The organism is Nostoc sp. XA010 (genome assembly GCF_020829625.1).
In the GTDB taxonomy this organism is placed as follows: domain Bacteria; phylum Cyanobacteriota; class Cyanobacteriia; order Cyanobacteriales; family Nostocaceae; genus Nostoc.
On sequence record NZ_JAIVFX010000012.1, the window covers coordinates 85,252 to 97,254 of the forward strand.

General features: G+C 40.9%; 9 protein-coding genes, 1 tRNA gene and 1 pseudogene. 8 read left to right on the forward strand and 3 right to left on the reverse strand.

The features are described 5' to 3' along the window. Nucleotides 1-42: 42 nt before the first annotated feature. Nucleotides 43-318 (forward strand): ubiquitin-like small modifier protein 1, encoded by a 276-nt coding sequence (locus LC608_RS18805; protein ID WP_109007243.1) that lies wholly within the window; start codon nucleotides 43-45, stop codon nucleotides 316-318. Between the two features lie 454 nt (nucleotides 319-772). Here LC608_RS18805 and LC608_RS18810 read toward each other — a convergent pair. Then, nucleotides 773-1,586 (reverse strand): annotated as a pseudogene (locus LC608_RS18810) (iron uptake porin). 320 nt (nucleotides 1,587-1,906) lie between these two features. Between LC608_RS18810 and LC608_RS18815 the strand changes: the two are divergent. Then, on the forward strand, nucleotides 1,907-4,267 hold the full coding sequence (locus tag LC608_RS18815; RefSeq protein ID WP_229554968.1) for a hypothetical protein: 2,361 nt from the start codon (nucleotides 1,907-1,909) through the stop codon (nucleotides 4,265-4,267). Nucleotides 4,268-4,367: 100 nt separating this feature from the next. On the opposite strand, the gene LC608_RS18820 is transcribed toward LC608_RS18815, so the two are convergent. After that, on the reverse strand, nucleotides 4,368-4,559 hold the full coding sequence (locus LC608_RS18820; protein WP_109007241.1) for a hypothetical protein: 192 nt from the start codon (nucleotides 4,557-4,559) through the stop codon (nucleotides 4,368-4,370). 842 nt (nucleotides 4,560-5,401) lie between these two features. On the opposite strand from LC608_RS18820, the gene thrC reads away from it, so the two are divergent. The 5 genes from thrC to LC608_RS18845 all read left to right on the forward strand — a co-directional run bounded on the left by thrC (nucleotide 5,402) and on the right by LC608_RS18845 (nucleotide 9,800). Then, nucleotides 5,402-6,493, forward strand: coding sequence for a threonine synthase (gene thrC, locus LC608_RS18825; protein ID WP_229554969.1), 1,092 nt, complete (start codon nucleotides 5,402-5,404; stop codon nucleotides 6,491-6,493). 241 nt (nucleotides 6,494-6,734) lie between these two features. Further along, nucleotides 6,735-7,325 (forward strand): chromophore lyase CpcT/CpeT, encoded by a 591-nt coding sequence (locus LC608_RS18830; protein WP_229554970.1) that lies wholly within the window; start codon nucleotides 6,735-6,737, stop codon nucleotides 7,323-7,325. A 282-nt stretch (nucleotides 7,326-7,607) separates the two neighbouring features. Continuing rightward, nucleotides 7,608-7,678, forward strand: a tRNA-Cys gene (locus LC608_RS18835). A 232-nt stretch (nucleotides 7,679-7,910) separates the two neighbouring features. Next, the gene (locus LC608_RS18840; protein ID WP_229554971.1) at nucleotides 7,911-9,149 is read left to right on the forward strand and encodes a site-specific integrase; all 1,239 of its coding nucleotides are present in this window, start codon (nucleotides 7,911-7,913) and stop codon (nucleotides 9,147-9,149) included. 144 nt (nucleotides 9,150-9,293) lie between these two features. Further along, on the forward strand, nucleotides 9,294-9,800 hold the full coding sequence (locus LC608_RS18845) for a site-specific integrase (protein WP_308189896.1): 507 nt from the start codon (nucleotides 9,294-9,296) through the stop codon (nucleotides 9,798-9,800). 401 nt (nucleotides 9,801-10,201) lie between these two features. Here LC608_RS18845 and LC608_RS18850 read toward each other — a convergent pair whose 3' ends face one another. Next, a complete protein-coding gene (locus LC608_RS18850) occupies nucleotides 10,202-11,617 on the reverse strand; it encodes a recombinase family protein (RefSeq protein ID WP_229554973.1) in 1,416 nt (471 codons plus the stop codon). Between the two features lie 221 nt (nucleotides 11,618-11,838). Here LC608_RS18850 and LC608_RS37310 point away from each other — a divergent pair, with 221 nt between their 5' ends. Further along, nucleotides 11,839-11,979 carry a hypothetical protein gene (locus LC608_RS37310; protein WP_308189892.1) on the forward strand — a complete coding sequence of 47 codons (141 nt, stop codon included), beginning with the start codon at nucleotides 11,839-11,841 and terminating at the stop codon, nucleotides 11,977-11,979. Nucleotides 11,980-12,003 lie beyond the last annotated feature (24 nt).

Consider the following 12,003-nt stretch of genomic DNA (forward strand, 5'->3'; position numbering starts at 1 on the left):
AACTCCTCACTCCTCACTCCTCACTCTTCACTTTGTACTTCTATGGCTGTAACAGTTTTAGTTCCTACGACTCTTCAGAATTTGACTAATAATCAAGCTACTCTCGAATCTAGCGGTAGCACCATTGCTGAATTATTAGACTCTTTAGAACAAAGCTTTCCTGGGATTAAATCGCGGTTATGCGATGAAGAAGGAAAGTTACGTCGGTTTGTAAATTTTTACGTCGATAGCGAAGATATCCGCTATTTAGATGGTATTAACACAGCACTGAAAGATGGCGATGAAGTAAGTATTGTCCCTGCTGTCGCCGGTGGTTAATACTATTTATCTCATCTTTTATTTGGCTTGCTAGTTGGAAAAATCGTTTTAATGCAAGTTCTGGACGTAAAAATCCTTCTAGTTATTTTATTGAATTTAACATCTAATCAATCTGCCATAGCCTGTAGCCTATGGCAGATTGATTTTCTATTTTAGTATTCGGCTATACTAGGGTAATTTTATATCAGGTTTCAGGATATTTGCATAGTTCCTATGGAAAGATGCCCCATGAATAAATAATGAGTAAATTAATTCGGGATGTTGTTATGCACTGGATTTATAGAGAGGTTTGGTTCTCCGCCAAACCTTATTTTTATATCTATTCAAAATGCGGCGTGGTGTATAGGAAATTGAGTATGGGGGATTGAAAAAGAAATTTCATTGGTTTTTGTGGTCAATTGGCTACAAGTATTTGTCAATACTGAAGTTCAATAATATTTATGTGCAACCGGAATTAAAAAAGAAAAGTACTCCGCAGAATGCCAATGGTAACTGAGTCACTATCTGGTGTGTGACCAGGCTCCATGATATGAATTATTCCTGGTGTAATGCTGATGTTATCTGTTAGCTGAAAACGATAAAATGCCTCAATTTGAGTGGTCGTCCCTGGTTGTCCACCTGCACGTCCTAAACCAGTATTAATAAAATCAGGAACATTATTCCCTACAGGTAAGTTGCTACTGGTAATTTTAGGAGGTTGACCGACATAAATCATCACCACGATTGCTAGTCCGTCCTTGAATACCAACTATTAGTAGTCCACTGAGTTTGGTTGTTGTTGAGAATTGGTTGGCTTCGATTTCGGCGGTTTTGGCTTCTAAACTATCGACACGACCGCGCAAAGTTGCTAATTCAGGGGTAAATTCTGACTGCAATTTTTGTAATATTGCTAAATCTTCGCGGGTGACTAAATCGCTGGTGGCTGTAGTGATTAATTCGTTGACTCTATCTAAACAAGCATTCACTCCGGCGGCGAATTCATACCGAGTTAAGGCGCGATTACCGCGATAGCTGCTATCTGGATAGCCAGCTATACAACCATAACGTTCTACCAAAGATTGTAATGCTTGGAATGCCCAATCGTTGGGTTGTACATCCTTGAGTTGAGAAACCGATGTAACTTGCGCCATCGGATTTACTGGGGAGAGGGAAGAAGAATTTAAATCTATACTCTCCTGCGCCTGAGTAGTTTCTGTGTCTGTATACTCTTGTGCTAGTGCTTTTTGTGCAACTCCATTTACTCCCACAATTAGTAACCATGCGAGCATCCAGATTTTGCTATGGCTGTGGCTTATAAGTATACTTTTCAACTTTTTAAATTCTGCTCACATACTTAAGTGAAAAGTGTATTCGCAATCATCAAGCATTCACATGGGAAAATTTACGTATTTGTCCCAAATTAGATTTAATCTTTCTGGGCAACTTCTGAAAGGACGAGTATAACAGGGTATTAGGTAATGGGGAGTGGGGAGTGGGGAGTAGGGAGTAGGGAAGCAGGGAAGAAGTTGCATTAAGTGTTTCCCCTCTGCTTATTGTGCCTCTTGTGTCTAATGCCCAAAAATATCTACTGGATTGATTGAAAACTAATATGCAAAATCGCCCACGCAAGCTGACGCCAAAAACCTCTAAACAACATAAACCTCATGCAGGTATGGTGAAACGCATCGTTAAGAAACCCCAGAAAAAGCTAAAACGGGGAAGTTGGTTGTCGTCAATGCTAGCGAGCGCAATTCTCTTAAGTAGTGCTAGTCTAATTATGGCTTTCGCCTGGATTAGTGTTCTCTTCATCTTCAATCCAGATCAGGTAAGCTGGTTAAATAAAATTTTACCTGTATGGGCACAAATCCCCCTTGGTAAGCACGAACGCCCCCAAACTCTCAAACAAATTCAACTCGATTTAAGTAAAAAAAACCAAATATTTGGGGAAACTCTGCCTTTACATCAAAAGGTGGAAGATTCGTTTTTATTGCCAGTTTTTCAACAGCGTGCTAATTGTCAATCTGATTGTGAAGAACTGGTGGAACTCAGGGTTTATGAACGCTCAGAAGAGTTAGAGTTTAAATCTCAGTCAGAAAATTACTACTATCTAGCAACTCAATTACCTGTAACTGGACCAGAAGAATCCTTTGTAATTTCTTCTTTGCTTGATGGGACATCAGAACTCCAAGATATCACCATTCCCCTACCTTTAACTGAAGTGCAACGCTTTGAAGATGCGACACCATCACCAGGGGTTTGGTTTGATTTGCACGGTCAACGCCAACAAGGAACTGGTCTAATCCGCTACGGTTATGTCGTCTACTACAATCCAGAACGCAGGAATTTACTACAAATGCTGTCTTGGACTAGTCCTAATGGACAATTGCCCAAATGGCGGCAGGTAACTGGTGATGGTAAAAAAGAGTTAGTTCTCGATCAAACTATAGGTTTAGAACAGCAATTTCAGGTTTACCAAGTCAAGCCTCTAAAGTTATTCCTCAAACCAATTCAATTGGAGGCGATTACCCTCAAATCACCAGCCCTCAATGATTATGCATACCAAAACGCTTTGTCAATTGCCCGTAGTGGACTGTGGACACCAGCCTGGGAATGGTTAAAATTCATCAAGAAACAGCGCAAAGGAGTTTTGCCAGAGGCAGCACAGGCGCAAATAGATTTGATTCGCTTACATTCTCAACTTACTAAAACCCAAGCCGAGAAAATTTGGGGAAGTCCTAGTCAAGAAGTGCTGGCAGATGTGATTGATGGTCGCTGGGGGAAAGCTTTACAGGTGTTTGAAGCATCGCCACATAACGCCCAAGAAATTGCTACCCTACTCAAAACTGATGAAAAACGGTTGTGGAATCGCATGGCGGCGGCGTTGCGGGTGAACCCAAATAGACTAGAGGTGCAAGCTTGGTTCGCCTTGATTTTAAAAGTTCAGCAGGGAGAAGAACATGCTAATTCATGGTTAAAGGCGCAACCAAAAATTACAAAAGATAATCTTGCCTATATTCAAGGTCTGTTAGCCAGACTCAATGGTGAGAGTACAAAATCGCAAATATCCTCTACTCACCCTAGTCAGATTGTTGGTACAGTCCAACCAATCACTCAAGTTACCAACACCGACTGGCTACAACCAAATTCCTTAGCAGATTTGAAACTCACAGATAATCAAGTTTGGTATCAGGTGGAGGTAAGTGCATTTCATAACGGGAAACGCTGGCTAAATTCACCTTTTGAGAATTTCAACCCACCCAAAACTGACGCCGCCAAATTTTTATGGAAAACTTTGGGAATCAGTTCTGACCCAGAAATTCAAATTGTGGTCTGGTTGCCAAATGGAGAACAACAAATTACTATAGCCGCTATCAAAGCAGTGCAACTACGAGGTAAAGTTTTGCGCCTATTAGCTGCTGGCCCAAAAATGCCAGAGAATCAAAACAATGTTCTCCAACCCAAACCTTTAGCGTTGACAAATGCAGCACTGGAATGGGTACAACCATCTCCTATCACTCTACGAGAACTGCATCAACAAAATCCCCAAGGGGTGAAGGTAATTTTATCGAGTGTGTGGAAATCTTTACAGCAATCTGATGAAGTTCCGCGTGGTGCTATTCCTAGTTTTGAGCAGATGCAGGAAAAGTTGGGTGATTGGCCGGTTCAAGTGATTGATTTAACAAATAATGCTCAACCAGAAATAATACTGACTATTTCAGCAGGTGCAATAGCATCTTTGAATCAGCCTACACCTGAAAGTCAGAAGGAAAACCCAGAGCAACGCCGTGACCGGACTATAATTTTGTCTGATAGGAATGAAGTCATCTACACTGATTTTACAGGAAATGACTTACAAAGACTATCTGCGATCGCCAAGCTTTCAGGCGTGCAATCCTTAGCTTTATTAGTAGAAAATGCTCGTAACTACAGTTTGAGGCGCTGGTCAGAGAAAAATCAGCGCTTTGAATAGCACGCCCCTTACTCAAATTTACCCCTCACTTAAATTTAGATTAAAGAGGGGAAAAGCGTAGGCGTAGCCCGTCGTAGACATCGCTATCTCCAAAATAAAATTATTCTTTTTGGTTGGTTTCGGCTAGACGTTGCTGCTTCAAGTTTTCCAACTGCTGTAACAGAGAGTCTACCTCTGCTTGTAAATGCATCAACTTAGCTTGCTGATCGTCTTGATAATAAGACTTGGTTAACTTACTGACCCAGTTAGCGTGGGACTCGCGATCGGAAACACTAGGTAAACAAGTAGGCATCGCTAATTAAATCCAAAACTTAACTCACACCATTAGAAATATTATAATATTGCTTTTTTAAGCTTTATTAAAATATTGTGTATTTTCAATCAATTACTCTAATGGATTTCAGGTTCAATCATAAGGGACGGTGATCGTAATGGCTGTGTTCCTGAGAAAACATTACCCGAAGTGTGCAAAGCTTCCGTCCACTCAATGGTACTTAGCAATACTTAATTGATAGCCTGCCAATTCTAGTTGTATTAATTATTCTCGCTGTTATTGAGTAATTTACTTAAAAATTTTCCTATATATTAAAAAATTACACCAGATTATTAAAAATGTATGGGAAAGCACCGCCGTTCGTCTAGAGCCTTTGTAGCACTTTGTAAAAGCAAGCTACGCGCAACGTCTTTGTCAGGAGAAAAATAAAACTACCGCAAAGGAAAGGCAGGTTACTGCGTATTTGAAGTTAAAAAATGGAGATATTAAAGTGGTAAAATACACATAAAAGCATTCGCGGAGCGCCCAGCATAAAAGTGGCTTTTTGCAAAGTAAGAATAAGTGTTTCAGAGGGTTATTACGTAAGTCCCACAGATTTGTCTATCATTTTTCACTCCGTCAGCACCCCCAGTTCGCCGTGGCGGTTATGATAAACTGACAGTCGAAATAAATAAAAATGGCAAAATCAAACGCCTGCACCACAAAAAATAATATTCTTAAATAATATTCTTTTGGAATTAGGGGACTCTTAACTAGAAACTGGTAAAGAAAAATTCGTTTTCTTCCTCTTCCCGATTCTGCCCTCCCTATGCCACCCTTTCTAAATATCCAATCCTTTACATTAAGAAATTTTAAATCCCGTGACTTTGAGCCTGTCTGTTGCTAAATCTCATCGCCAACCCTGGCCCGGACTGATAGAAGCCTATCGCGAATATTTGCCTGTCAGCGAAAAAACACCGATTGTCACTCTGTTGGAGGGTAACACACCCCTAATACCAGCGCCTGCGATCGCAGAACGCATTGGCAGACAAGTACGGGTTTTTGTAAAATACGACGGTCTTAATCCCACCGGCAGCTTCAAAGACCGGGGGATGACTATGGCAATTTCCAAAGCCAAGGAAGCAGGCGCGAAAGCAGTAATTTGTGCCAGCACGGGCAACACCTCAGCCGCCGCCGCCGCTTATGCAAGGCGTGGGGGCATGAATGCCTTTGTGCTGATTCCCGACGGTTATGTGGCGCTGGGCAAATTAGCCCAAGCTTTACTCTACGGTGCAGAAGTATTGGCAATTAAAGGGAATTTTGACCAAGCGCTAGAAATTGTCCGCGAGATGGCTGAAAGCTATCCGGTGACTTTGGTAAATTCCGTCAATCCCTACCGCCTAGAAGGGCAGAAAACAGCAGCCTTTGAAGTTGTCGATGCGCTGGGTGATGCGCCAGACTGGTTGTGTATCCCCGTGGGCAATGCGGGAAATATCACAGCATATTGGATGGGATTTTGTCAATATCATCAAGATGGAAAGTGCGATCGCTTACCCCGAATGATGGGATTCCAAGCCGCAGGTGCAGCCCCGTTGGTGACCGGTCAGCCAGTAGCAAATCCCGAAACCTTAGCGACAGCAATTCGGATTGGTAACCCTGCTAGTTGGGAATTAGCTATTGCAGCGCAAACCGCAAGTCAGGGAAATTTCCACGCCGTTACCGATGCAGAAATTCTCGACGCTTATCGACTTTTGGCAGCATCAGAAGGTATCTTCTGCGAACCTGCTAGCGCCGCTTCTGTAGCCGGATTGTTGCAGGTGAAAGACCAAGTTCCTACAGGGGCGACAGTGGTTTGTGTCCTCACAGGCAATGGTCTAAAAGACCCAGATACAGCCATTAAACACAATCACAGTCAATTTAAACAGGGTATTGCAGCAAAATTGGGTGCAGTAGCCGAAGCAATGGGATTTTAAGTACTCTGGAACTCAAAGCGATCGTAATAGCTAATTGAAAAATTGCGTAGCTAAACCCCATTAAAGGTATCATAGCCAGGATTTTTCAGTCTAGAGAGTGTCAAAATAATCCTAGATAATTTTCAAACACTAGGTGATCATCTTGTAATGACCGAAACACACTTATAATACAAGCCTCTAAATTTATTTATGGGGATTATTAATTTTGAATGCGTGAACTTTGAATTCGGAGGGAAGCGACGTGACTCATTCTACTGATATTGCCACTTTAGCTCGGTGGATGGCAGCTGACTTTAGCAATCAAGAACAAGCTTTTGAAAATCCGCCTTTGTACGCCCACATTCGCGTGTGTATCCGTCCCCTTCCGTTGGAATTCTTCTCAGGAGTAAGTTTGTTTCTCGAACAAGCTTATGATTTTATGCTCAATCAACCCTACCGGATGCGGGTAATGAAGTTGATTCCGGTAGAAAACCACATTGTTATTGAACACTACACGGTTAAAGAAGAACAAAAATTTTACGGCGCATCTCGTGATCCTGAACGTTTAAAAGGTTTATCCGTTGACCAATTGGAAAAAATGTCAGGTTGCAACATGGTCGTAGAGTGGACAGGTAACAGCTTTAAAGGCAGGGTTGAACCTGGAAAATGCTGCATTGTGGTTCGTGACGGCAAAAATACTTATCTGGATAACGAATTTGAGATTGACGCTAAAGAATTTTCCAGCCTCGACCGGGGAAGGGATTTAGACACTGATGAACATCTGTGGGGTTCTATCGCCGGCCCATTTCACTTTGTCCGATGGGGTAGTTTTGCCGATGAAGTCAAAGTTTAAGAAGTGAGGAGTGAGGAATTAAAACTCATAACTCATAACTTATGGTCAACCTGTAATCAGGACTCTTTAGCGATCGCATAAAGACTATCATCCTACTATCTCTACCTGAAAAACTTTAGATTTAGTTCATGATGTCCATCTAGCGATCGCCTAAAGACTACCAGAAACTCTAGTTAAGCCACTATCTCTACGTCAGAATCCTATGCTATTATGGGTTAACTAGCGCCCTATGGCTACTAAAATATCTTATAAATATTAAAGTAGTTGAAGGAATTGTGCTGTGGCGGCATAGCCAAGTGGTAAGGCAGAGGTCTGCAAAACCTCCACCCCCGGTTCAAATCCGGGTGCCGCCTTCAAAGAAATATAAGCATTACAGGGTTTGAAGCCCTTTTTTAATGGTAGTTGTAGGGCTTGTTTCCAGAGCCTTCCAATATTTTTGGGGTAATTTTGGGTAGTTTGGGTAAAGAACTGGGGTAAAACTGGGGTAAAAATGTAAGGTAGAGGTCTTTACCCCAATAGGTATTTATGGGGTAAAACTGGGGTAAAGTAGAAGGATAAAGGTCTTTACCCCAGTTAATTACCCTTATGGAATCTCAAAAATCTCAAAGTATTGCCCGTCGGGGTTCAGTGCAGATTAAGAACTCTAACGGCAGTCTCCAATTAGTTTTTTCTCATCCTATTGTTACGCCGACGGGAGAGCTAAAAACCAAGCGTTTCTACCTTTCGACAAGGCACTACGATACAACTTTAGGAAGACATCAAGCATCGACTTTAGCGGCAACAATTCAGAGAGATATTGACTATGGAGAGTTTGATGCCAGTTTAGCTAAGTACAAACCAGCAGCTTCATTAAGCACTGTTAGCCCAATTACGCCCATTAGTCCTTCAGTTAACCCCCAATATGACTTGGGAGAATTATGGGAAAAATACAGTGAGTTTAAAAGACCACAGGTTAGTCCTTCTACTTACGCTGTTGATTATCGAAAGTATCGCAATCACATCGCCAGTTTCCCAAATAAAACATTGGATGATGCGATCGCAATTCGAGATTATCTCATTGCAAATCTCAGTGCTAATGCAGCTAAACGTACTTTGACAAACATAAATGCTTGCTGTGATTGGGCACTTAAAAGCCAGTTGATTACATCAAATCCCTTCCAGGGTATGGCAAAAGATATTCAGATACCGAAGTCAGAATCAGCAGAATATGAAATCAATCCATTTACTAAGGAAGAACGGGATAGCATAATTCAAGCATTTGAGGAGAGCAAACTCTACAGCTACTATGCTCCTTTAGTAAAATTATTATTTTTTACTGGGTGCAGACCATCAGAAGCGATCGCTCTACAATGGAAGCATATCAGTGATAAATACATTACCTTTGAGCAAGCAATTACCATCAGTACTAAAGGGTTAGCTCTCAAAGATGGATTAAAAACCCAAAGCCAAAGACGTTTTCCGATTAATCATCAGCACTGTGAAATTTTAAACTCTATCAAACCTGAGAACTGTAACCCAGATGATTTTATCTTTAGAAGCAAGAAAGGTGGCATAGTAGACTTTGGGGATTTTCTCAATCATGCCTGGAAAGGTTACAAAAATCATCGTGGTACACATATAGATGGAATCGTAACTCAACTTGTAAAACAGGGTGTAGTCAGCGAATATCGCAAACCTTACCAATGTAGACACACTTTTATTACTCTTTGCCTGGAAGCTGATATTGATGCGAAGGATGTAGGAAGGTGGGTTGGTAACTCTCCAGAAATTATTTACAAGCATTACGCAGGTAATAAACGTAACCTACAGGTGCCAGAATTATAAATTTGTTGAATTAAAATATAGGCGATCGCCTACAAAGCAATTGTGTCAATAAAAAAATACGGTGATCTGATAAAAGTAGCTTTTGCAGAGAATGCCACTACTTATGATCACCTTGTTCATTAACTCTTAGCACCTGTGTAAATAATACAAGGATGCGATCACGCTTTATTCGGTGTCTGCCTTTATGCCGCTGCCCGAATCAACGAGAGCTGCACTTTGCTCAAGGGAGATGTCATTGGCACTAGGGGGGTTCGTCCCAAGCTGATCATCAGGGCATACAACACTAAAGGTGGCCAAGATACTAGAGAAATTCAGCTTCACCCCAAGCTCAATGAATATTTGTCGGAATACAGCCAGGAGCTAAAGGGGAGAAATCCTCATTTGTTCCCAGGAAGGCATGGACTTGGGCATATCCATAAAACTAGTGCTGATCGGATTCTCAGGGAGGCACTACGTCGTGTTGATTTGGATGAAGGAGGAATATCCACGCATTCGTTTAGAAGGACAGCGTTGACCTGGATGAGTAATTCTGGGATTCCATTACGCCGCATTCAGTCAATCAGTGGGCATCGCTCATTGTCTGCCCTAGAGCATTATTTAGGTATTACTGACCAGCAAAAGGAAAATGCTATCTCTATGTTGAATTTTTGAATTCTATTGGGTTAAAAGTGGACAAGCTGTCACCAACCGCCATGCAAGCCGTTTACTAATCGCTTTCTTGGTGGATGCAAGGAATGGAGCATAGGTGGTACGAAAACACTACTAAAAGATGGAACCTATAGCGGTGTTCGCTTTTGGATTGAAGTTATACAACGAGCTATCGAACTGCTTGAGCGTGATGTGATTCTAGAAATTGACTATGCAATTACCGAAATAGTGCATTGTAAATCAGAGAATGAAATAGGTGTAGTTTGCCAGGACTATCTGGCATGAAATTAACACTTGATGCTGTTTAAAATTTCAAATTTAATGCGTGTTTATCCTATCTTACTTGGTAGATAAAGCCTACTATTCAGTACTAAGACTGTTGGATAAAGTAATTTTATAAATTATTATGAAAAAAATAAAAATATTCTAATTAAATAAAACATGGACATTATTATCAGTCTATTGATTATTCCTTTAAAGCTTATTTGGTTTGTAGTAAGTTTTCCTATTAGTCTGATATTTAGTGTATTGGTTCCCCTGATCCATTTTGCATGGGTTATATTGAGTTCTCCTTTGGTTTTAATAGGAAATATTATAAATAATGTGGTAGGGCTAGTTTTAGCGTTAGACTGAAAGAAATTAGTTTCCTCTTCAATCTGGCGTTGTAGTTCTGCTTTAAGATCCTCTGCGCCAGGGTTAAATCCAGGAAACTGCTCTAAAAAAGCGAGTTGTGCTTCTAGCTTTTGCAAACGCTCAGTTTTGAAAGGAACCAAATTAGTTGTCTTATTATTCTCCTGACTAAGATTATGAGATTTTTCCAGTAATGCTGTGATGAGTGCTTCTTCAATTTCAGGTTGTTTTACATTTTTGGAATTATTGCAACCAACCCCAGAATGCCGACAGGCATAGTACCTATACTGCTTAGATGCGGTGTAAACTCCTTTGTGAATACACCGAGAACCACACTCGCCACAGTAAACTAAACCAATTTGATAGGCATAGGGACGATATTCTTCTTGACGGTGCTTAGTTCCAAATGCCCCAGCACCCATTTTAATATTCGCTGCAATAATTCGTTGAATTTCTTCAGCTTCTCCATCTCTGAGAAGTCGCTGGTCAGGATGAGTATTGTATGTTATCTGCCACTCTTCACGAGGTTTGAGCCTTCTTTTGCCATTAGCAGTTCGTTCATCCCTAGCATAGCAAGTATGCCCATCCAAAATTGGATTCTGAAGCCATACTGACAAACCTCGTTTAGTCCAATGAAGAACTTTGTCTGTTCCATTAGACTTAGCTTTTGTTTTACAAACACCATACTTCTCAAAAATTTTCTTGATCGCAGGAGTAATACCTCTTACCTCAAGAAAAACCTCAATACAATCTCTGGCGATTTCAGCTATTGTTCGATGCGGCAAATGCTGGATTGCTTCCTCGTCCATAGAGTTACTGTAAAAATCCCGGTAGTTTTCGGGTCGATCTGTCAGTAGACACAGAAAAGGGGTGAGATCCAAAAAATATTGGCGATCAATAACAACTAGACCGAAAGGACAAGAACCATTAGCCCAGACTTGTTTTCGTTGGTGTTCTTTACCTCGCTTAATCCGTTCTGAAAGTAAATCTACTTCCCATTCAGCTAGTACCCCTAGCATATTGAGCATAAGTTTTCCTTGTGGGGTACTCAAATCCATTTTTTGATCAAGAATCACCAGGTTAACATCATATTTTTGAAGGACATCAACAATTTTTCTCAGAGTAGGTAAAGAGCGAGTAATGCGATCAATTCTGGTAATAAAAAGGAAGTATATGACAGATAGTATCACCTAGCTATCACTCTGACCATCTGCATTAAGTTGCCAAAATCAAAAAATTAGTTAGCACAAGAATTAATTTAACTTTCTGTGTGCATCTGTGAGAACGATGTAGACAAGAATGCTGGCAAGTTTTTGATGAGTTTGTAACTAGCACAAATACAACAAACAGCTTTGACAGCGGCACTTTGTCCATGCCGCATCTTTGTCGTGCATCAAAACTAGGAGGAAACATGAATGTAATTGATATAAATGAGACTAATTTTCAAGCTCGGCATCTCCAAGAATGGCTTGATAGTGGAGTTGACCAGGAAATCTTTCACCTCAACGTGAAGTCACTTGAAGGAACAACACCTTACGAGTATTTACTTTAAAGTCCAAACATCTCACGCCGCAAT